The following is a 21,207-nucleotide window of genomic DNA, read 5'->3' as shown; positions in this document are numbered from 1 at the left end:
CGCGCCACCACCGGCTCAGGCGGTCGACGTCGCCAACCCGCCGGCGCATCAGCCGCCCGCTCAGGTACCGCCGGCACCTGCCGCCCCGGCGCCCGCACCTGCACCCGTCTACGTTCCGCCGGCACCCGCACCGGTCTACACACCTCCGCCGGCCCCGGTCTACACGCCGCCGCCGTATGTGCCGCCGCCGGTGACCTATCCGCAGCCACGGTTGCGCGACCGGATCATCGAACGCATCCCGATCATCAACCGCTTCCACTGAACTTGGCGGTGAGCCCGGCCCGGGCCAGCCGGGCCTGCTCGGCGCGCACCACCTCGTCCTGATGCGGCGGGGCTTGATCGGGATGTTGTGCCAGGCGCCGGATCGGTTCGTCGACGGTGCCCCGGGCCAGCAGCCGGTACACCCGCACGGTGTGCAGTTCGCTGAGCCGCTGGGTGCGTCCGATCACCTGCCGTTCGGTGCGCGGCTGCCACTGCGGTTCGGTGATGATGAAGACCGCCGGGGTGCTGAGGCGACGCAGGTCCAGGGCTCCGGTTCCGATGTGGGCCAGGAGGGTGGCCGGGCCGCGGTCGGTCGCGAACGCGTCGACGACTGCCTGCTGATCGGGCACCGATGCGTCCACCGGCCCGAAGATATTGCCCGGCAAGGCTTTCCGAACCACGTCCAGCACCGCGGGAAAGTGTGAGAACACCACCACCCGGGCGCCGTTGATGTGGGCCTCGTTGGTGAGCTCGACGAGCCGGTCCAGCTTGGCTGCCGGTGTGGGTGCCCCGGACGGCCAGGCCGCCTGGCGGATCGCGGTGAAGTTGCCGCTGGTGACGGCCTGGCGGTAGCGCTCCCGGTCGGCGCGGCTGGGCCGCACCCATTCCTCGGTGGCGATGCGCACCGGCAGTTCGTCGACGACGTCGCGGAAGTCGCGTCGCAGGTACACCCGGTCCACCGCGCGGCGGAACGCGATCGACCCGCGGTCACCCGCGTTGGGCGCGACCTTGCCGGCGACGTCGGGTTGCAGGAAGTCGGCGAGATGGCGAAAACCACCGATCCGCTGGTGCATTGGCACTCCGGACAGGAACAGCACGCGGTTGTCGGAGGCCAGCACGTTGCGGACGGCCCGGGCCCGGTCGGACTTCGGGTCACGCAGCAGGTGGGCCTCGTCGACGATGACCAGCCCGGGGCGCTCGGGCAGTTTGATGCGTTGCAGGGTGTCGTAGGAGAGGATGGCCACGCCGCCGGAGCTCTTCCAATTCTCAAGGCGCGCATCGCGTTCGCTGCCCCGGATCTCGATCGCCCGCAGGGCGGTGTGCTTGGCGGTTTCTGCGGCCCAATGGATGCCGGTGTGCGGCTGGCACACCACCAGGGTGTGGCGCAGCTGTTGGGTGGCGGCCAGGTGGGCGGCGACGGTCAGCGCCTGCAAGGTCTTGCCCAGGCCCAGGTCGTCGCACAGCAGGACCCGCTCCCGTGCCAGCGCGTAGCGGGCGCCGAATTCCTGGTATCCGCGTAATTCGGTCCGCAACAGGGTGCGGTTCAACCTGGTCTGCTCGACCTGTGCGGCGACCTCGGCGCCGACAAATCCCTGTGCGGCGTCCACATCGGTTGTCCCGGAGGCGAAATCGCTCAACATCTGGTCGACGGGGCGCGGGTCGGCGCGGTAGTGCGCCCACACGTCACCGTCGCTGTGATGGGCGTCGTCGATGCGGTCGAGGAGAACATGCACCGATTCGAGCAGCTGCTCTGATGCGGTGTTGCTGCGTAGTCGCGGCATGAGCCGCCGCAGTTGTTTGACCGGCGCCTCGGCCCGCACCAGTGTCAGCAGTGAGGTGAGCAGCTCGGTGTCCTGCCCGGCGCGCAGCCGGGGCCGCGTGGTGGTGCGGATGTGGTCAGCCATGGCCTGGGCCGCGGCCTGCACCGACTGCGCGGCCTCGATGTCGACACCCGGCACCTGGGTCAAGACCCGGGCCGGCACGGTGTGGACTTCGGCGACGGTGCGGTAGCTGTTGGTGAGCGCGCCGAGACGGGCGCCGCGCGCCAGGTACGGGCGCAGGTGCGGCAGCGGCGCCGATTGCAGCGTCTCGGTCACGACCTCATCGGTGCTCGCGCGGATCCGGTCGGCGATCTCGGCCCGGAGTTTGCCAACGCGGGCCAGGGTGGCGTCGGCATGACGGATCAGCTCGGTGGGGTCGGCGCTGTCCATGACTCATCATCATGGCATCTCGCCAGGGGTGCCGGGGGCACGGATTATCCGGAAGTCACGTCACGGAGCTGGTGTGAGTTAGCCGCCGCAGACCGCGCCGATCGCGATTTGTCGGCGATGGCCGAGTTGCCCGCCTGCTAGCGACTTTCCCGCGACAATCGCCACATCAGCCACATGAGGATCGTCAATCACGTTGTCGCTGGAACTCATTGACCCCTCTGCACCTTCGGCCCCAATAGCCTCAGCTGTCCAGTGCCCGGCTAATAGCGACACTGTCGCTCGTAGGCGGGCAGCCCGATTTCTGTGACACACGAGGCGGACACGCATTTGAGTGACAAAAGTGCAGAACCCGTCTGTGGCACAAGGTGCTCACGGTGTGCGTGTGGCGATTGTCGCTGAAAAGTCGCTGATAGCCGGGCAACTCGGCATCCGTCGTCCGGTCTCGACACGCCGGCCTCAGATCATGTCGTTCTTGGTGAGCCAGCGCATCACCGGCCAGCCGATGAACACCGGCAGCCAGCAGGTCAGCACCCGGTAGAGCAGCACCGCGGGCACCCCGATCGCGGCGGGCACGCCGAACGCGGCCAGACCACCGATGAGGGCCGCCTCGACGGCGCCGACGCCGCCGGGAGTGGGAGCGGCCGAGGCCAGGGTGCCACCGACCATGGTGACGACGGTGACGGTGACGAATGAGGTGGTGCCGCCGAATGCCTCGACGCTGGCCCACAGGGCCAGGGCCGCACCGAGGGTGGTGCCCCCGGCACCCAACACGATGAGGGCGAGCCGCTGCGGTTCGCGGGCCAGTTTGATCAGGTCGTCGGTGACCTCTTTGAGCTTCGGGCGCAACGAGGAGGCCAGCCAGCGTCGCAGTTTGGGCACGGCCAGGAACGCTCCGACGAGCCCGAGCGCGAGGCCGGCGATGAGGTAGAGGACGGTCGAGCTCGGGACGAAATGCGACAGGTCGGCAGAGGCCCCGGCCAACGTGCTGAAGAAGATCAGCAGGATCACGTGCACGATCACCTGCACCGACTGTTGCAGCGCCACAGCGGCGGTGGCGCGCGCCGTGCTCAGTCCGCCCTTCTGCAAAAACCGGGTGCTCAGGGCGAGACCGCCGACGCCCGCGGGCGTGGTAGTGGCGGCAAAGGTGTTGGCCACCTGCATGATCGAGAGGTTGCGGAAACTCACCAGCCCGTCGGCGCAGGCCCACAGCGCGGCCGCCGCACCCACGTAGGTCAGCGCCGAAACCGTCAGCCCGAGCAGGGCCCACGACCAGTCCACGGTGCGCAGTTCGGAGAAGAACGTCGGCACGGTGCTGATGAAGGGGTAGGCCACGTAGACCAGGGCCACCAGCAGCACCAGCTGGATCACCTGGGTGCGGGTGAAGCGGGTGATGGTCTCGGCCTGGATCTGGTCGGCGCCGGTCTGGCGTTTGACCTCGTCGCGCGCGGCGGTCATCACTTCTTTGGCGTCGGGGATCTCCGCCCGCACCCGGGCCGGCACCGCGGCCTTGGTCAGCCGGCGTGAGGCGGTGAGCACGGTGTCCCGGCCGAATGCATCGATGGCCGCGGCGACCGCCGACTTCGGGTCGTACAGCGCGGTGGTGGTGACGAGCAGTTGGGCGATATCGGACTGCAATTGCGCGTCGGTGGCGCCGTATTCGGCGTTGCCGAACCCGCCGAACAGCACGGCCCCGTCGTCGACGGTGATCTCCTTGCTGCGCAGGTCGCCATGGGAGATCTGGTGGTCGTGCAGGGTGCGCAGCGCGTTCCACACCCGCCCGACGGTGATCTCGTCGGTGCTCTGATCCAGCGGGATACCGCGTTTGCGGTTGTGCGCGTACAGCGTCCAGCCGCGGTCCAGCGCGGCCACCGACATGGTCGATGTGCTGGCCAGGCCCAAGTCGCCGATGGCGATGGCCATCAAGGCCCGGTGCTCGACGGCGCGGCGCATCGAGGTCTGAAGGGGCGCAGTCTCGTTGGAGCGCAGCCGCAGCTTGCGCCAGACCTGGCGTACCGCGCCGCCGCTCTGCTGGTTGGGTCCGTAGAGCTCGACGACGGCGCTGGAGTCGGGATCCGGCGACTGTGCCGTCAGCGTCAGTGGGCCCGCGCCGGCCGGGCGGATGACGGTGAACGCCGAGACGACGAACCCGCGCCGGGCCAGCGCGCGCACCGGAGCGGGACCTCCAGTGCGGGGGTGCCCACGAGCCACACCACCAGCGCGCCGACGAACCAGCCCGCGGTCAGGCCCAGCAGGGAGCGGGCCGGGACGACGGCGCTGACCACGAGGTGGATCGGGACGAATGCCAGCAGCAGCGTCCACCACCACCGGCGCAGCCGGCGGGACAGCCACGGCCCGGACACGGTCAGCACCGCGGCGAGCATGCCGATCCAGCGAGGATCGTCGAGGAACTGAGACAGCTGCGAGCTGAGCCGGTCGGAGAGGTCGAAATGCCATCGGGGTGCGGCGATACCGTTGGCGGTGATCGACAGCGACAACATGGTGATCAGGGCCGCGGCCGCATAGGCGCCGAGCAGTTTCCACTGTCGTCCGAGGATCAGGCTGACCAGGATCACGAACGGCAGGGCCAGGATCGCGATGCCGTAGGCCAGGTAGACGAGGTTGGACTGGGTCGGGGTCAGCACGCCGACGATTTCGGAGATCGACTTCTCCAGTGCCACCCACTCGTAGCGGGTGATCAGCGAGCTGGTGATTACCGTCGCCAGGAAGATCGCGGCCAGGATCAGGCGCAGGATGTCATTGGTGCGACGGGTCGGCGGTTGCAGGAGGCTGCCGGTGACGGTGATGTCCCGTCCGTCAACGCGCATGTTCCCCCTTCCTGACCCGTTACCAAGACCCGCTACCAAAGCCCGCGACCAAGGTAGCGGGATCGGACACCGATATCGGCATTTGGTGGCGATCTGGACCGTTACGAATTCACATCGGTCTCATTAGTCACCGCGGGCGACAATTTTTGCCGGTGCGATGTGATCTAGGCCGACGTACGCAGCAGACGTGATGTAACTTCGAGCGACATGCCAACGCCGAATTGGCCGCTCCGGAGGAGTTGAACGGTGGATTCGACCCCATTCGGGCACTATCAGCTGCAAAAGCTGATCGGTCGGGGCGGGATGGGCGAGGTTTACCAGGCCTACGATTCCGACACCGACCGCATCGTCGCGCTCAAGGTTCTGCCCCCTCATCTGGCGCAGGACGAGGCTTTCCAGGGGCGTTTCCGTCAGGAGTCGCATGCCGCGGCCGGGGTCAACGATCCGCACGTGGTGCCGATCCACGGCTACGGCGAGATAGACGGCCGGCTTTATCTGGACATGCGGCTGATCGAGGGACGCAATCTCGGCGCTGTGCTCGCCAACTCCGGCAAGCCGATGGACCCTGCCCTTGCGGTGAGCTTGGTGGAGCAGGTCGGGATGGCGCTCGACGCCGCCCACAAGGTGGGGCTGGTGCACCGCGATGTCAAACCGTCGAACATCCTGATCGCCGACAACGACTTCGTCTATCTCATCGATTTCGGTCTGGCTCGCTGCGCCGACGACGTGGGGATCACCACCGCGGGCAGCACGGTGGGCACGTTGGCCTACATGGCCCCGGAGCGGTTCGAAGGCGGGAAGGCCGATCCGCGTTCGGACATCTACGCACTGGCGTGCGTGCTCTACGAGTGTCTCACCGGGGCGCGGCCCTACCCAGGGGACAGCCTCGAGCAGCAGATCGCCGGGCACATGGTGTCCCCGGCGCCGCGCGCGTCGGACAAGGATCCCCGGCTGGCGGCCTTCGATGAGGTGATCGCCAAGGGCATGGCCAAGAAGCCGTCCAAGCGGTACCAGACCGGTGGCGCGCTGGCCGCGGCGGCGCGCGCTGCCCTGGCGGTTCCGGTGCGCTCCACCGGACGGTCGGGACGTCATTCGGCACAACGGGTTCCGACCCGCGTCCGGGTGTCCAAGAAGGTGGCCGCAATCGTGGGAGCGACGGTTGCGGTGGCGGCGCTGGGCGCGGTGGGGGTGTGGCAGCTGCGCGACAACGGTTCGGGCGGTGTCGCCAATGTCGCCGGTTCAGCGGGCTCCGGTCCGGTGGATGTGCCTGCCGGTGCGGTCGACAAGATCGCCGAGACGGTGCCGTCGGAGATCCGCGACTCCGGCCGGCTGGTGATCGGGGTGAATGTGCCCTACGCGCCCAACGAGTTCAAGAATTCCAGCGGCGAGATCGTCGGGTTCGACATTGATCTGATGAAGGCCGTGACCCGCACCATGGGGCTGGTGCCCGATTTCCGCGAGACCGGTTTCGAGGGGATCCTCCCGTCGGTGGCCGACGGCAACTTCAACGTCGGGATGTCGTCGATCACCGACACCGTCGAGCGCGAGCAGCAGGCCGACTTCGTCACCTACTTCCAGGCGGGCACGTTGTGGGCGCGGCGAGCAGGCTCGGCGGCCGACCCGGGATCACCGTGCGGGCTGCGAGTGGGCGTGGCATACAGCACGATTCAGGAGACCCAGGAGATTCCGGCCAAGTCCGATGCGTGCGTGGCTGCCGGGCTGCCGCCGATCGAGAAAGTGGTGCGCACCCATCAGGATGAAGTGACGGCCGCGCTGGTCGCCGGTGAGGTCGACGCCATGACGGCCGATTCACCCGTCACGGGGTTCGCGATCAAGCTCAGCGGTGGCGCACTCGAGCCGGCCGGTGAGGTATTCGACTCCGCGCCGTATGGCTGGCCGGTGGCCAAGGGGTCCGGTCTGGCCGAGTCGCTGCGGCTGGCGCTGGAGCACGTGATCGACTCCGGGGAGTACCGCACCATCGCCACCATGTGGGGTGTGGAGAAGGGCATGATCACCGAGCCGGTGATCAACGGGGCCTTCCGCTAAGGGTTCTCGCTCATACCGCGTTGCGGCCGGCGATGGCCTGCGCCAGTTGCACCACCTGACCGTCGGTCACGTTGGTTCCGGTGATCCGCACATCGACGACCAGGTTGTCGACGGCCACGATCGCGCGCCGGCTGCCCTGCTGCGGGTTGGTCGGGGACTGCTCGTTGGTGACGTCGATGTCGTCGACGACGCTGGGGTTGCCGAGCACGAAGGTGCTGGGCGGCGGTTGCCGCCGTAGGTGATCTTCAGGCTGTCACCGGCGCACTGCCGCCAGCTGTCGACGGTGCGGGCGACGAGTGTCTTTGCCGCCGTTGGCGTATCGAACGCGGCGACGGCCTGGTCGACCTCGAGGTCGTTGCCCTCGTCGGCGAACAGGGATTCCCGGAATTGCCGGAATCCACTGTCGCGGTAGATCTCGTCCATGGCATTGCCGATGACGGCCAGACACACCGGACGCGATGCGTGCTCGTCGGCGTCGAGCCGGGCGGGCTGGCGCAGCGCGGTCTTGGGGCGCAGGCCCGTGGTGGACAGAATCGTGTTGAGCTCTGATTCGCTGGCCAGCATGCTGCCGAGGACGTCGACCTGTGGGCCTGCGTCCTCCTCGGTTTGCCCGGTGCTGCACCCGCTGAGCGCCGAACCTGCCAGTGCGATGGCCGCGACAGCCGGGATAGCCGCCCGCTTCACGTCCATGAAACCCCCTTGACCGTATTTGCTGATCGTAATCGGTCAGCCCGGGGTGGCGCAGCGTTCGTGCGTTGCTCGGGGCTCTGCGGTCAGAGCGCGTTGCGGCCGGCGATGATCTTGGCCAGCTGGACGGTCTGGCGGTCGGTGATCTCATAACCGCTGATCCGCAGGTCGACGACGTAGGCGTCGACGGCCAGGATCGCGCGGTGGGTGATGCGGTCGGCGATATCCAGCGGCTCGTCGTGCGTGATGTCGATGCCCTCGAGCACGGTCGGGGCGTACATCCGCCGGGCGTCCTGCGTCTCGCCACCGTCGTAGCTGAAGGTCAGGGTGTCGTCGCCGCAGCGGCGCCAGATGTCGACGGTGCGGGTCACCATGGCCTGGGCCTCGCTGGGAGTGTCGAATCTGGCGATCGCCTGATCGACCTCTATGTCGTCGGCATCATCGGCGAGCTGGGTTTCGCGGAACTCGCGGTAGCCGCTGTCGCCGTAGACCCACTCCATCCCATTGCCGATCACGACGATGCACTCCGGGCGGGACAACGGCTCGAAGTTGGCGTTGGTCATCGGGCTGCGCAGCGCGGTCTTGGGCCGGACCTCGGCGTGCATCACGGTGTTGATCTCGGATTCGCTGGCCATCATGCTGCCGAGAACATCGACATGCGGGCCATCGGAATCGGGGACGGTCGGGGTGCAGGCGGTCAGCAGTGCAGCGCACAGCGCCGCCGCGGCCAGTCTCGGATCGATGCCCATCAGAACCCCCTTGGATCTTTGCTGATCCTAAACGTGAACGGGGGTTTTGCCAGGCGGCAGTTTGGTGGCCAGTGCGTGCCAACTGGCTCGTTCCCCCGATCGGGGGACAGCGGATTCGTCCGGTGCGGGGGCCGGTCGGTCGATACAGCCGGCAGCCGTGGCGGCGCATTCTTATCTCAACGCCGGAACACACCGGAACGCACACCAAAAGCCTTATCCGACAAAGGAGTCGACATGAGCACCATCACCCGCCGCATCGCCGCCGGTTTCACCCTGGCCGCCGCTCCCGCACTGATCGCCCTGGGCGCCGCCACCGCGCACGCCGACGCTTCCGTCGCCAACACCGGCCCGTCGGTCAGCACGCATCAGGCCTTCCCGAACCAGCACAACATGCCGCAGCCCGGGTCCGCGACCCACCATCACCACCAGCACAACCACGGCAAGTAAGCCAGGGGGAGGCAGAGCCCGGACGCAGCCGGCGTCCGGGCTTCTGGCTGTGCGGGCTTTTGGTCCGCCGGGGCTGTGCGGCTCGTAGGGTGGGGGAATGGTGGGGTTACCTCCGGGGCCTCCGTTGCCCCCGTCGGTACAGGGCTTGTTGATGTTGCGGTACTGGCCGCGCTTCGTCTCGGCGTGCCGACGCCGCTACGGCGACGTATTCACGCTGCGGGTTCCGGCGATGGGCACCATGGTGTACCTGGCCGACCCCGCCGACATCAAGGTGGTTTTCGCCGGCGATCCGACGATCTTCCATGCCGGAGAAGCGAATTCGGTGCTCGGTACCCTGCTCGGGGACAGTTCGGTGCTGGTGATCGACGAGGAGGAGCACCGCGAACGCCGGCGGCAGATGCTGCCACCGTTCCACCGCGACGCCGTGGCCCGCCAGACCGCGATCATGACTGAGATCGCCGCGGCGAACATCGCGGACTGGCCGGTGGGCACCATGTTTCCGGTGGCGCCGAAGATGGCTGAGATCACCTTGGAGGTGATCCTGCGGACGGTGATCGGGGCGTCGGATCCGGCGCGGCTGGCCGCGCTGCGTTCGGTGATGCCGCGGCTGCTGAGTGTGGGTCCGTGGGAGACGCTGGCGCTGGCCAGCCCCGGCCTGCAGTGGCGGCGCCCATGGCGGAACCTGCAACGCAAGGTCGAGGAGGCCGACCGGTTGTTGTACGCCGAGATCGCTGATCGGCGTGCCGACCCGCAGGTCGCGACCCGCACCGACGTGCTGGCCATGCTGGTGCGCTCGGCCGACGAGGGCGGCCACACGATGACCGATCGTGAACTGCGAGATCAGCTGATGACGTTGATCGTCGCCGGGCACGAGACCACGGCGACCGCCCTGTCGTGGGCGCTGGAGCGGCTGACCCGTCACCCCGCGGTGCTGGACAAGGCGGTACGGGCCGCGCGCTACGGTGATGACGAGTACCTGGATGCGGTCGCCAAGGAGATACTGCGGATCCGGCCGGTAGTGTTCGACGTGGGCCGGGTGCTCAAGCAGCCGGTCGAGCTGGCCGGCCACCTGCTGCCGGCCGGGGTGATGGTGGCCCCGGGCATCGGCCTGGTGCACGAAAGTGACGACGTATATCCCGACGCGGACCGGTTCGACCCGGACCGGATGCTCGGTGTGGCCCTCGGCCCCACCACCTGGTTCCCGTTCGGCGGCGGCAACCGCCGCTGTCTCGGCGCGACCTTCGCGATGGTCGAGCTACGTGTCGTACTGCGGGAAATCCTGCGCCGGGTGGATCTTTTCACCACGACGGCCGCGGGCGAACGACAGCGCGTCAAGCATGTGACGTTGGTGCCGCACCGCGGGGCACGGATCTGTGTGCGGGCGGTGGGTTCGCCGCTAGCCGATCCGGTAGTCGGGCAGGTCGAGGTTGTCGCGCACACTGCCGGCGAACGGGCTCGCCACGGGGCGTGAGAGGTTCATCGCCCGAACGCGCGGTGGTGATCGCCGCCGGTACGGAATGCCGGTGCCCGCTCGATCAGTGTCGGGGTGTGGCCGGTGCGGTGCAGCGAATGTGCCAACGCCGTGCCGGCGACTCCGGCCCCACTGATGGCGATTCGCATGGTGATTCGATGCTACGCGCGGCGCGATCTGCGGCTGATTGTCAGGCGGTCGTGCCAAGCTGAGGCCATGGCTGCGAAACGTTCTCCGCGCCGTGCCGACCTCGTGCTCTCCGGGGGCGGGGTCAAGGGCATCGGCCTGGTGGGCGCCGTCGTCGCACTCAAAGACGCGGGGCATGCGATCGAGCGGATCTCGGGCACCTCGGCCGGGTCTCTCGTCGGTGCGGTGGTGGCTGCGGCGGTGCAGGGCAACGAGTTGACCAGTTACCAGTTGCGCGACCTGGCGCTGAGCGTGCCGTACCACAAGTTCCGCGACAGCGGGCCCATCGAGCGCATCCCAGTGCTCGGCACCGCCTGGGGTCTGCTGCGAGAGACCGGCATCTACCGCGGCGACTTCGCCTACGACTGGATCCGTGGCGAGCTGAAGAACCTGGGCGTCACGACCTTTGGTGATCTGGCGATCAAAGATGACACCCTCCTGCCCGAGCGGCGCTACCGGCTCGCGGTCACGGTGACCGACCTGACGACCGGCCAATTGGTACGTCTGCCATGGGATTACCGCCGGGTGTACGGACTGGATCCCGATGAGCAGCTCGTCGCCGATGCGGTGCGGGCCTCGATGGCCATTCCGTTCCTGTTTCACCCGGTCACGCTGGAAACCGCTGACGGACAACCATGCACGCTGGTGGACGGCGGCGTGTTGTCGAACTTCCCGATCGACTCTTTCGACCGTCCCGACGGCGCCGAGCCACGCTGGCCCACGTTCGGGGTGACGGTGGTGCCGTATCTGCCGGCGCCGTCGGCCGAGCAACTCATCCCCGGTTTGGGGATGTTGAGCTTCGGTCGCCCCACTCTGCTGGAAAGCCTGATCACCACGATGCTGGTGGGCCACGACCAGGCGCATCTGAGCCTGCCGTGGGTGAAGGTGCGGGCGATCGAAGTGGATTCGACCGACGTCGGGGTGCTGGACTTCGACATCACCCGCGACGAGGCCGAGGCACTGTACGACAAGGGGTACGCGGCGACGACGGAGTTCCTGACCACCTGGGATTGGCCGGCGTACCTGGACCGCTTCCGCCGGGCCACGCGGGTGGGCCCGGGCTAGTGCGCATCAGATACTCCGCGCCGGGCCGGATCAATCTGATCGGCGAACACACCGACTACAACGCGGGATTCGCGCTGCCGATCGCCTTGCCGCAGCGAACCTTTGTGCGCTTTGACCCTGACCCGTCGGGTGTGCTGTCCGTATCGAGTTCGCTGGGCGACGGGCCGGTGCGGATCGGTCTGGATACCGTGCCCGGAGACGTGACGGGCTGGGCGGCGTATGTCGCCGGGGTGGTGTGGGCCCTACTGAATGCCGGGATTGCGGCGCCCGGCGGGACCATGGCGATCACCAGCGACGTCGAGATCGGGTCGGGACTCTCGTCATCGGCTGCGCTGGAATGCGCGGTGCTCGGTGCCCTGCTCGCGGCGGTGGGTGTCGATCTCGACCGCGTCGAGCAGGCCCGGATCGCCCAGCAGGCTGAGAACGAGTACGTGGGCGCCCCAACGGGACTGCTCGATCAGCTGGCGTCGTTGTTCGGCGCGCCCGCGCAGGCGCTGCTGATCGACTTCCGCGACGTCACCGTGCAGCCGGTGCCCTTCGACCCCGAGGCCGCCGGGGTGGCCCTGCTGTTGATCGACTCCCGGGCCCGGCATGCGCATGCCGGTGGTGAGTACGCCGCACGGCGAGCCTCCTGTGAGCGGGCGGCCGCTGAACTCGGCGCGGCTTCGCTGCGAGAGGTCGAACCGGCCGCCCTGCAACGGATAACGGATCCGGTCGATGCCCGTCGGGCACGTCATGTGCTGTCCGAGAACCAGCGGGTGCTCGATTGCGTTGCGGCGATGGCCACTTCAGATTTCGCGGCGGTCGGTGCGCTGTGGACGGCCTCGCATGCCTCGATGCGTGACGACTTCCAGATCACCACACCGCAGCTTGATTTGATCGCTGCGGCCGCGGTGCAGGCGGGTGCCTTGGGTGCGCGGATGACCGGCGGCGGGTTCGGTGGCTGTGTCATCGCCCTGGTTCCGCAGGATCAGGTCCACGCGGTCAGCGAGGCGGTGGGCCGGGCGGTGCGCGACGCCGGGTATCCGGCGCCGGTGATCACCAGGACGCATGCGGGCGCCGGCGCGGGTCCGGCTAACGAAGCTTGACCATCCGCGTCGTCGAACTCTCATCCAGCTCGACGACTTTGGACCGCGACCGCAGGAAGTCGCTGAACGATTTGAAGCCCAACGACTTCTCGCTGAACGACGGGTCCATCCGTTTCATCTGCGCCTTGACCGCGGAGTTGTGCAGCCATTCCACGTCGTCTTTCTCCAGGCCGATCCGCAGCGCCCGGGTGAGCAACGCGGTGGCCTGTGCCTGCGGATCCGGCTCCTCCTTCTTGCGGGTGCGTTTCTGCGGCGTGTGTTCGGGCTCGGAACTGGCCGTCGGGATGCCGGGCAGCGCGTCGTAGACGACGAATTCGTCGCACGCGGCGGCCAGCACCCGGCTCGAGGAGCCGGCCACCCCGATGCCGACGACATAGCGGCCCAGCCGTTTGCAGCGCTGGGCGAGCGGGATGTAGTCGGAGTCGCCGGCCACGATCACCACGTGGGTGAGGTCGGGGAGCCGGAACATGTCCTCCACCGCGTCGACGGCCAGCCGGATGTCGGCGCCGTTCTTGCCGTAGGCGGCGGCCGGGAACAGTTGCACGAGGTCGACGGCGCGGCCGACGAGCTGCTGGCGGTAGCCGGCGTTGACGTCTGCCGACCAGTCGGCATAGGCGCGGGTGAGCACCAGCGTGCCGAACGAGGAGGCGAAGTCGAGAATGGCGGCGACGTCGACGGTGGCCTTGGTGAGCTTGTCGGGTTCCAGGCCTTTGGCTTTGTCCTTCTGAAAAGAATTGCGGCCGTTGACCTGGTCATACCGGGAGATGACGATGTTGTCGAAGTCCAGGTAGACCGCGACGCGGGTGTCGAGTTCGGTCATGTGTTCCAGTCTGGCAAATCGGCTGTATGTGGGTATATGCAGTTCTAAAGTGGGAACTACTTTCTCGCAATTGTTTCGCTCGCAAAGGAGAACCGGGGAACCCAGCACATGTCCGCGAAGGCCGCAGGTCCATTCGCCGATGTCGTCGTCACCGCGATCGCATCGACCACTGCCCTTGCGCCCGATGCCGAGGACACGTGGGCACTGCTGCTGGAGGGCCGAAGCGGGATTCGTCCACTGGACAAGCCGTTCGTCGAGGAGTTCGACTTCCCGGTACGGATCGCCGGGCAGCTCACCGAGAGCTTCGACGAGATCCTCACTCGCGTTGAGCGGCGCAAACTTTCGTACATGGGCCAGATGTCCACGGTGCTGGGTCAGCGGCTCTGGGAGAGCGCCGGCTCACCCGACATCGACACCAGGCGCCTGCTGGTCTCGATCGGCTTGGCGTTGGGCACCACCGAGGAAATGATCCTCCAATACGACACCTGGAAAGAAAAAGGGCTGCGCGCCGTGGCGCCGACGTCGATCCAGAAGTACATGCCCAATGCCCCCGCGGTGGCGGTGGCTTTACAGCGCCACGCGCGCGCCGGCGTGATGTCCCCGGTGATGGCCGACGCTTCAGGTGCGGCGGCCATTGCGCAGGCGTGGCGACAGATCATCCTCGGTGACGCCGACATCGCTATCTGCGGTGGCGTCGAGACCTGCATCGAGGCCGTGCCCATCGCGGCGTTTGCGCAGGCCGGGATGATGTCGACGTACAACGAGGATCCGGCGGCAGCGTGCCGCCCGTTCGACAGCGACCGCGACGGCATGGTGTTCGGTGAGGCCGGGGCCTTGATGCTGATCGAGACCGAGGAGCACGCCAAGGCGCGCGGCGCCCCGATCCTGGCTCGGTTGATGGGCTGCGGCATCACCTGCGATTGCTACGACGCGGTCCGGCCCGACCCGACGGGGGAGCGCGCTGCCGACGCCATCACCCGGGCCGTGGAGCTGGCAGGACTAACCCCGGCCGACATCGACCACGTCAACGCCCACGCCACCGGTACGACCTGCGGGGATGCGGCCGAGGCCCGTGCCATCCACCGGGCCCTCGGCCGGGAGGTTCCGGCGGTGTACGCGCCGAAGGCGGCGCTGGGCCACTCCCTGGGCTCAGCGGGGGCGGTGGAGGCGGTGCTGACCGTGCAGGCGCTGCGCGACGGTGTCATCCCGGCCACGCTCAACTTGAAGAACCGCGATCCTGAGATCGATCTGGACGTGGTGGTCGATCAACCGCGCTTCGGCAGCTACCACTACGCGATCACCGATTCGTTCGGGTTCGGCGGTAACAACGTCGCGTTGGCGTTCGGGGCCTATTAGGGCCGTTTGTTGAAGGTGAACTGGGCGACTTCGGAGATCCCGCGGCGGAAGAAGTCGGCGCAGCCGGTGATGTAGTGCATGTAGCGGTCGTACACCTCCTCGGAGGTGGTGGCGATCGCCTCGTCGCGGTGGGCGATCAGGTTGGCCGCCCAGGTGTCCAGTGTCCGCACGTAGTGGGTGTTCATCAGCTGCAGTTCATCGGTGGAAAAGCCGGCGTCGGAGGAGAATTCGAGCATGTCCTGATCGGACGGCAGTTGCCCGCCGGGGAAGATCTCCCGTCCGATGAATCGGGTGAACTTCATGTCGGTCAAGGTGATGGCGATGCCGTGCTCGCGCCAGTAGTTGATCGGGTGGGTGAAGATGGTCTCGATCACCATGCGTCCATCGGGTGGCATCACCCGGTGGACGGTATCGAAAAAGGCGGCATAGCGCGACTTTCCGAACGCCTCGAACGCCTCGATGCTGACGATGCGGTCCACCGGCTGGTCGAACTGCTCCCAGCCCTGCAGGCACACCAGGTGTGAGCGGCGAGTATCGAGCTGATCCAGAAGGCTTTGGCAGTAGGCGTATTGGTTGCGGCTCAGGGTCAGACCGATGACGTTGACGTCGTAGCGCTCCAGCGCTCGTTTCATCAGCGCGCCCCAGCCGCAGCCGACGTCCAGCAGCGTCATGCCGGGCCGCAAGCCCAGTTTGTCCAGAGCCAGGTCGATCTTGGCCATCTGGGCTTCTTCCAGCGTCATGTCGTCGCGGGAGTAGAACGCGCAGCTGTAGGTGCGGGAGGGGTCCTGGAAGAGCCCGAAGAAGTCGTCGGAGAGGTCATAGTGGGCTTGAACGTCCTCGAAGTGCGGCCGCATCGGGGCCGTCCCCGCCATACCGTCGGCCATGCGCACGAACCTCCCCGGTAGTTACATCTTTTCGCAGGTGAATTGGCACACGTCGGTGTATCCGACGCGGAACAGGTCCGCGCAGCCGGTCAGGTATTTCAGGTAGCGCTCGTAGACCTCTTCGGACGTGATGGCGATGGCCTCGTCCTTCTTGGCCTGCAGGTTTGCCGCCCACGTGTCCAGCGTGCGGGCATAGTGCGGGCGCAGACGTTGTTTGCGGGTGACGTGGAAACCGGCCTCGGTCGCACGGTCCTCGACCATCTTGATCAGCGGAATGCGGCCGCCGGGATAGATTTCGGTGACGATGAACCGGAAGAAGCGCATCAGCGACATGGTGGTGGGCAGGCCCAGCTCGGCCACTTCTTCTTTGCTGGTCGAGACGATGGTGTGTAGCAGCATCACGCCGTCGTCGGGCATCAGGTCATAGGTCTTCTTGAAGTAGTCGGCGTACTTCTCGAAGCCGAAATGCTCGAAGGCGCCGATGGAGACGATACGGTCGACGGGCTCGTCGAACTCCTCCCACGGCTGCAGCCGCACCTCTTTGCTACGGGGACTGTCGGATTCGGCGAAGCGTTGTTCGATGTGGGCCAGCTGATTGTGTGACAGGGTCAGACCGATCACATTGACGTCATAGTTGTCGACCGCGCGCATGATGGTCGAGCCCCACCCGCAGCCGATGTCGAGCAACGTCATTCCGGGTTGCAGCCCGAGTTTGCCAAGCGCCAGATCGACTTTCGCCATCTGGGCCTGCTCCAGCGTCATGTCGTCGCGCTCGAAGTAGGCGCAGCTGTAGGTCTGGGTCGGGTCCTGCCAGAGCCGGAAGAACTCGTTGGACAGGTCGTAGTGGGATCGGACTTCATCTGCCGTCGATCCGTGGCGCTCGCCGGGTGGTGCGCCGATAAATGTTGCTGTTGTGGCTTTTTCCTGGTGCTTGGTGTCCGTCACTATCCGCCCCGTACATCTTCGGACTCGGTAGCTGACTCGGCGCACCGCTTTCTTCATACGCCGTGTTCGGACGTTACTCCTTTCGTTTCCCTTCGGGTACCCCTTGGGAAAACCGGGATCATTCGTCGGCTTCGGATCGCCCGATGAGATTCTTGGCGCCGGTGGGGCCGAGCAGTTCTCGGAACGCCTGGACGGTGTAGCCGACGATGGTGGCGTCGGTTTTCGCGCGTGCCGTGGCCGAGCGGGGCAGGCTGAACAGCGGCCCCATCTCCCCGAAATAGTCGCCGGGGCCGATAGTCTTGATGATTTCCTCACCGCCACTGGCCAATTCGCGCGAGAGTTCGACCTCGCCGTCGGTGATGATGTAGATCAGATCACCCATCTCGCCTTGGGCGAACAGCACATCGCCGGCGTCGATGGTCACGGTTTCGGGGCCTTGGTGCTCGACGGCGACGTGCGGGACGAGCTCCACCACCTGGTCGGCGAGCGGCAGGATGCGGGTGTCGTGGGTGGCGACGACGACGACGCGTTCGTCGCTGGCGAGCTCCCGGATCAGCCGCAGCACCTCTTCGACCTGGATGAAGTCCAGATGGGCGGTGGGCTCGTCGGCAAGGATCAGGGGCGGGTCGAGCGCGATTGCCCGGGCCACCGCGACGCGCTGTTGTTGTCCGCCGCTGAGATTGCCGGGGCGGTGGTGCAGTCGGTCTTTGAGCCCGACGCGCGTGAGCAGTTCCATGGCGCGTTCGCGGGAGCCGTAGCGGCTCATGCCGGCGGCGCGCAGCGGCACCATCACGTTCTCCATCGCGGTCAGGCTGGGCACGAGGTTGAAGGCCTGGAACACGATGCCGACGGTGTCGCGCCGGTAGTCCGACAGCGCCTTCTTGTTCAGGGTGGTCACGTCGACCTCGCCGAATTCGATGCGGCCGGCGGTCGGCTTGAGGATTCCACCCAGGCACGACAGCAGGGTGGTCTTTCCACAACCACTGGGTCCCAACAGGATTGCCAGTGAACCGGCCGGGACTTCCAGGTCGAGGCCGTCGATCGGGCGTACCGCGTAGCCGCCGCTGGAGTACTCCACGACGAGGTCTTTGACGAGAAGGTCGGCCATGTCAGGGTCCTCGGAACGCCAGGGCGGGATCGATGGTGACGGCGCGGCGCAGGCCCGCGACGCTGGCCAGCAGGCCGATCACGACCGCGACGATCGGCAGCGCGATGAACGCCAGGGTCGGGACGTCGCAGCGCATCGGGAACGGCGGCCCGAGCACGAGGGACAGGCCCGCGCCCAGCAGCGCGGCCAGCAGGGCGACGGCGATGGCCTGCATCGCCAACCCGGCCATGATGGACCGGGTGGCCACCCCGACCGCCTTGAACACCGCGAAGTCGCGGGTGCGTTCCAGGGCGGACAGGTAGATCACCGAGCCGACGATCAGCGCCGCGACCGCCCACAGCAGGCCGGCCATCAGGCTCATCGCCTGGTTGGCGCCGCGCAGTGGGCGGACCATGTCGTCGATGGCGCCGGCCCGGTCGACGATGCGGAATTCCGGTGGCGGCGGTCCCGCGTTGCCGATGATGCCGACCGAGGAGATGAGCTTCTGCCCGGAGAACAGCAGTTGTTGGGCGCCGGGAACCGTCAGGTAGACGTTGTCCTGGGCGGCCAGGGCGGTGAGGTCGTCGACCAGCCCGACGACCCGCAGGTTCGACGCACCGACGGCGACGTCGGCGCCGACCGGGCGGCCCATCGTCGTCGACACCGCGACTTCGTCGGGAGTGCGCGGTGCCCTGCCCTCCTTCAAGGTCGGGGCACCTGGGCCCTGCTCCGGAACACCGAACACGTTCACGTTCCGCGGTGAACCGCCGGCGGGGATCGTCGATGAGCCGTAGACCAGTGGTACGGCCGTGGTGACGCCTGGCAGCCGGGCCGCGCGTTGAACGTCGCTCAGCGGCAACGGTGCTGAGCCCAGGAACGGACCTGCCGCGCCGGCCTTGATCATGAATGCGTCGAGGTGCAGCGCGTCGACGCTGCGTTCGGCCTCGACCCGGAAACCGTTCGCCAGGCCCGTCAACACCAAGGTCATGGCAAAGACCAACGCGGTGCCGACCGCGGCGATCATGAATCGCCGTCGGCGCCATTGCAGATCGCGTAACGCCGCGATCAACACGTCGCTGCCCCGCTCATCGCTTTCGACGTTACCGAGATGGGTGTGGCGGGTGGCGGTTATTGGGGCATTTGGTGTGTGGAGGTGTTGGCTCTCGGCGGAAGCGCCGTGACCCCGTCAGTCACATCGGTCACGGATTTCGGAGGGATTGTCGATGTGCCCGGCTGTCAGCGACTTTTCAGCGACAATCGCCACACCTATCACGCCCACCTCACCAAACCCTTTGTCGCTGAGCGGTTTCGTCCATCCAGCACCGATGGCACAATCAATATCAGCAGTCCAACGCCCGCCTATCAGCGACACTGTCGCTGATAGGCGGGCAACCGGTGGTACTTCTGCGCGCTGCGACCGCAACGCCGTCAAATGAGCGGTGCGACGATCGTGTGCAACGCGGGGGACGGCAGGTTCTGTGTCGTTCCCGGGTCGATGGCGAGTGCAGCGAGGTGGAGAACCCCGATGATCAGCAGCACGGTGCCGCTGATCATGAACCAGGTTCCGTTGGACGCCTGCGGCGGCGGACGATCGTCGGCCGGCCCGGAACCGTCCGGGTGAAGCAATCGGTCGTCGTCGTGACGGACCCAGCGGGTATGGGCTATTCGACGCCGGACACCGATGGTCAGCAAAAGGGCGCCGACAGTGGGCCAGAGTATTGCGCCGATCGTGGAGCCGATCTGATAGGCGATTCCGCCGTCGGCCAGCAGGTTTTCAACCATGACGCCCCCTCGGGCGGCAACGCTAGCGCATCGGGAGCTGCCCGGGAGGCCGCGGCGCCGCTCAGCGGCAATTGGCGCGTCGCCGGTCCCGGCAGCAGCCTTACGCTGATGAGCATGCGACTCACCGCCGTTGCTGCTGCACTGTTTGTCGCGGTGACGGTCGGCCTGAGTGGCTGCACCGGTGCGCCTGACCGCGAGGAAGAAGCCCTCGACATCCGAGACCGCATCGCGGCGATGCCCGGGGTGTCTGACGTCGACATGATCTATGACAACGGTGTCCTGGAAGGCACTCGGTTCGAACTCAAGGTCGACATGGAGCAGGCCAGCGATCAGCAGGTCGGCGCGGTGGCCGCGCAACTCGATGAGCAGCGCGGCAAGGACTTTGCGAAGTTCGACCAGCGGATGGAAATCCGTGTGGCCGAACGGACCTCGCTGTCCGGCAGCGCTGATCTGCCCGATGACATCGAGCAGGTGGCCGGACAGCTGCGTCGCCTACGTGCAGACGCTCCGGCCGGTGACATCACCTGGTTCGCCGGTGCTGCGCCGGACGCATCGAGAATGCGGGTCCAGGAGGCCGCGGAACCCGGCGCTGCGGTGGACGCGATCCTGCGCATCTTCGCCGACCGGCCACCCCGCGACATCGAAGTGTCCGCCGCAGACCGGGTCGCCGATCCGCACTGGATGATCTTCAACCCGTTCACCCTCGCCGATAAGCAGCGCATCGACCGGCAACTGGCCGCGGCAGCGCCTGCCCTCCCCGGGTGGATCGGCATCCGCGACGGGCAGGTCGAGCGCCTGACCATCACCGTGCCCAACCCCGCAACGGCCTACGAGGACGTGGTGCGCACCATTCACGCGATCGAGGCTGGTCCGGCGCATCCCGTCGACCTCCTCTGGCGCTGGGCCGGCGATCCGGCCCGCTACAACGAGCCACGCTGGGCGGGCGGCGCGATGATCGGCAAATGCGACTACCCCAGTGGTGACCGCACCAAGAGCGAACCGCTCGTGCCCGATGCGATGGCGCTGCAACAACGCATCCGCGACGAGTTCGACACCTGTCTCAAGTAGCTGGGGTGAGCTTGATGGCGGCGAGGTGCTCACGATCGACCGCCTCAGTGAACTCCTCCAGCGTGGGGATGCGCTGATCACGGAAAGTCAGCCCCATCATGCGCTGGGCGCGTTTGGCGCCGTACGACACCGCGCAGCGGTGGAACAGGTCGGCGAGGGTCGCGCGGTCGGTGATGAGTTCGCCGCGCATGGTGGTCGTCTGGCCATTCCGGAGGACTTCGGCGTCGGCGCCGTCGCGGAAGTTGTGCTTCCATCCGGCGTCGGTCATGGCATACAGCGTGTTGTCGATGACGTGTGCGCTCAACGGAATCGCATACTGCCGCCCGGTCTTTCGGCCGTGCACGGTCAGAACCATGAACTGCTTGCGGGTGGCGCCGGCGAACGGTGTGCGCAGCATGAAGCGCAGTGCCGGGTTGACAACGCGCATCATCCCTTTCGGCGGATGAGCCACCGTGATCGCGGGTGACTGCTCGGTCATGACCTCACGCTAGGCCGATAGTTGGACGTTG

19 protein-coding genes and 3 pseudogenes are annotated in these 21,207 nt (G+C 67.1%); 8 read left to right on the top strand and 14 right to left on the bottom strand.

The genetic code is table 11. The annotated features are described in order from the left end of the window. Positions 1 to 262, top strand: a 262-nt coding sequence (locus BN2156_RS15600; RefSeq protein WP_456152352.1) for a DUF7157 domain-containing protein, incomplete at its 5' end; no start/stop codon positions are given. Here the strand turns inward: BN2156_RS15600 and BN2156_RS15595 are convergent. The 3 genes and pseudogenes from BN2156_RS15595 to BN2156_RS15590 all read right to left on the bottom strand — a co-directional run bounded on the left by BN2156_RS15595 (position 246) and on the right by BN2156_RS15590 (position 5,017). Further along, positions 246 to 2,192 (bottom strand): SNF2-related protein, encoded by a 1,947-nt coding sequence (locus tag BN2156_RS15595; RefSeq protein WP_090515251.1) that lies wholly within the window; start codon positions 2,190 to 2,192, stop codon positions 246 to 248. The two genes, BN2156_RS15600 and BN2156_RS15595, sit on opposite strands and share 17 nt — an antisense overlap. 78 nt (positions 2,193 to 2,270) lie before the next feature. Beyond that, complete coding sequence (locus tag BN2156_RS31375) at positions 2,271 to 2,402, bottom strand: hypothetical protein (protein WP_264035476.1); 132 nt, start codon at positions 2,400 to 2,402, stop codon at positions 2,271 to 2,273. A 246-nt stretch (positions 2,403 to 2,648) separates the two neighbouring features. Next, positions 2,649 to 5,017 (bottom strand): annotated as a pseudogene (locus tag BN2156_RS15590) (flippase-like domain-containing protein). Positions 5,018 to 5,263: 246 nt separating this feature from the next. Here BN2156_RS15590 and stpK7 point away from each other — a divergent pair. Further along, positions 5,264 to 7,063 carry a serine/threonine protein kinase StpK7 gene (stpK7, locus tag BN2156_RS15585; RefSeq protein ID WP_090515249.1) on the top strand — a complete coding sequence of 600 codons (1,800 nt, stop codon included), beginning with the start codon at positions 5,264 to 5,266 and terminating at the stop codon, positions 7,061 to 7,063. 10 nt (positions 7,064 to 7,073) lie between these two features. Here stpK7 and BN2156_RS31535 read toward each other — a convergent pair whose 3' ends face one another. From BN2156_RS31535 to BN2156_RS15575, 3 genes and pseudogenes are all read right to left on the bottom strand, one after another. Next, entirely contained in the window at positions 7,074 to 7,271 is a 198-nt protein-coding gene (locus BN2156_RS31535) for a hypothetical protein (protein WP_407661710.1), read from the bottom strand. A 92-nt stretch (positions 7,272 to 7,363) separates the two neighbouring features. Beyond that, positions 7,364 to 7,627 (bottom strand): annotated as a pseudogene (locus BN2156_RS31530) (sensor domain-containing protein); the annotation flags it as partial. 209 nt (positions 7,628 to 7,836) lie between these two features. Further along, the gene (locus BN2156_RS15575) at positions 7,837 to 8,499 is read right to left on the bottom strand and encodes a sensor domain-containing protein (protein WP_090515246.1); all 663 of its coding nucleotides are present in this window, start codon (positions 8,497 to 8,499) and stop codon (positions 7,837 to 7,839) included. Between the two features lie 234 nt (positions 8,500 to 8,733). Between BN2156_RS15575 and BN2156_RS31010 the strand changes: the two genes are divergently transcribed. Together BN2156_RS31010 and BN2156_RS15565 are read left to right on the top strand one after the other, a co-directional pair. Beyond that, a complete protein-coding gene (locus tag BN2156_RS31010) occupies positions 8,734 to 8,946 on the top strand; it encodes a hypothetical protein (RefSeq protein ID WP_090515244.1) in 213 nt (70 codons plus the stop codon). 97 nt (positions 8,947 to 9,043) lie between these two features. After that, entirely contained in the window at positions 9,044 to 10,417 is a 1,374-nt protein-coding gene (locus BN2156_RS15565; RefSeq protein ID WP_090515242.1) for a cytochrome P450, read from the top strand. A gap of 32 nt (positions 10,418 to 10,449) precedes the next feature. Here the strand turns inward: BN2156_RS15565 and BN2156_RS15560 are convergent. Continuing rightward, a pseudogene (locus BN2156_RS15560) lies at positions 10,450 to 10,566 on the bottom strand (NAD-binding protein); the annotation flags it as partial. A 67-nt stretch (positions 10,567 to 10,633) separates the two neighbouring features. On the opposite strand from BN2156_RS15560, the gene BN2156_RS15555 reads away from it, so the two are divergent. Together BN2156_RS15555 and BN2156_RS15550 are read left to right on the top strand one after the other, a co-directional pair. Then, a complete protein-coding gene (locus BN2156_RS15555; protein ID WP_090515979.1) occupies positions 10,634 to 11,668 on the top strand; it encodes a patatin-like phospholipase family protein in 1,035 nt (344 codons plus the stop codon). Then, positions 11,668 to 12,756, top strand: a complete 1,089-nt coding sequence (locus BN2156_RS15550; protein ID WP_090515240.1) for a galactokinase — start codon at positions 11,668 to 11,670, stop codon at positions 12,754 to 12,756. The genes BN2156_RS15555 and BN2156_RS15550 overlap by 1 nt, the downstream gene beginning before the upstream one ends. Here the strand turns inward: BN2156_RS15550 and BN2156_RS15545 are convergent. After that, positions 12,743 to 13,576: an NYN domain-containing protein gene (locus BN2156_RS15545; RefSeq protein ID WP_090515239.1), complete on the bottom strand. Its 834-nt coding sequence runs from the start codon at positions 13,574 to 13,576 to the stop codon at positions 12,743 to 12,745. The genes BN2156_RS15550 and BN2156_RS15545 overlap by 14 nt on opposite strands. 108 nt (positions 13,577 to 13,684) lie before the next feature. On the opposite strand from BN2156_RS15545, the gene BN2156_RS15540 reads away from it, so the two are divergent. Beyond that, positions 13,685 to 14,932, top strand: a complete 1,248-nt coding sequence (locus tag BN2156_RS15540) for a KasA/KasB family beta-ketoacyl-ACP synthase (RefSeq protein WP_090515237.1) — start codon at positions 13,685 to 13,687, stop codon at positions 14,930 to 14,932. Here BN2156_RS15540 and BN2156_RS15535 read toward each other — a convergent pair. The 5 genes from BN2156_RS15535 to BN2156_RS15515 all read right to left on the bottom strand — a co-directional run bounded on the left by BN2156_RS15535 (position 14,929) and on the right by BN2156_RS15515 (position 19,630). Further along, positions 14,929 to 15,816 carry a cyclopropane mycolic acid synthase family methyltransferase gene (locus BN2156_RS15535; RefSeq protein ID WP_090515235.1) on the bottom strand — a complete coding sequence of 296 codons (888 nt, stop codon included), beginning with the start codon at positions 15,814 to 15,816 and terminating at the stop codon, positions 14,929 to 14,931. The two genes, BN2156_RS15540 and BN2156_RS15535, sit on opposite strands and share 4 nt — an antisense overlap. A gap of 21 nt (positions 15,817 to 15,837) precedes the next feature. Continuing rightward, positions 15,838 to 16,761: a cyclopropane mycolic acid synthase family methyltransferase gene (locus tag BN2156_RS15530; RefSeq protein WP_235625318.1), complete on the bottom strand. Its 924-nt coding sequence runs from the start codon at positions 16,759 to 16,761 to the stop codon at positions 15,838 to 15,840. A 118-nt stretch (positions 16,762 to 16,879) separates the two neighbouring features. Further along, entirely contained in the window at positions 16,880 to 17,869 is a 990-nt protein-coding gene (locus BN2156_RS15525) for an ABC transporter ATP-binding protein (RefSeq protein WP_090515234.1), read from the bottom strand. Position 17,870: 1 nt separating this feature from the next. After that, on the bottom strand, positions 17,871 to 18,920 hold the full coding sequence (locus BN2156_RS15520; RefSeq protein ID WP_090515232.1) for an ABC transporter permease: 1,050 nt from the start codon (positions 18,918 to 18,920) through the stop codon (positions 17,871 to 17,873). Between the two features lie 356 nt (positions 18,921 to 19,276). Beyond that, positions 19,277 to 19,630 carry a hypothetical protein gene (locus tag BN2156_RS15515; protein WP_090515230.1) on the bottom strand — a complete coding sequence of 118 codons (354 nt, stop codon included), beginning with the start codon at positions 19,628 to 19,630 and terminating at the stop codon, positions 19,277 to 19,279. A gap of 114 nt (positions 19,631 to 19,744) precedes the next feature. Here BN2156_RS15515 and BN2156_RS15510 point away from each other — a divergent pair, with 114 nt between their 5' ends. Continuing rightward, the gene (locus tag BN2156_RS15510; RefSeq protein ID WP_131725170.1) at positions 19,745 to 20,698 is read left to right on the top strand and encodes a hypothetical protein; all 954 of its coding nucleotides are present in this window, start codon (positions 19,745 to 19,747) and stop codon (positions 20,696 to 20,698) included. On the opposite strand, the gene BN2156_RS15505 is transcribed toward BN2156_RS15510, so the two are convergent. Then, complete coding sequence (locus tag BN2156_RS15505) at positions 20,691 to 21,176, bottom strand: hypothetical protein (RefSeq protein WP_090515226.1); 486 nt, start codon at positions 21,174 to 21,176, stop codon at positions 20,691 to 20,693. The genes BN2156_RS15510 and BN2156_RS15505 overlap by 8 nt on opposite strands. Between the last annotated feature and the right edge of the window lie 31 nt (positions 21,177 to 21,207).

It is taken from the genome of Mycolicibacterium neworleansense (assembly GCF_001245615.1).
In the GTDB taxonomy this organism is placed as follows: domain Bacteria; phylum Actinomycetota; class Actinomycetes; order Mycobacteriales; family Mycobacteriaceae; genus Mycobacterium; species Mycobacterium neworleansense.
This window is presented reverse-complemented; position numbering and strand designations above follow the sequence as displayed.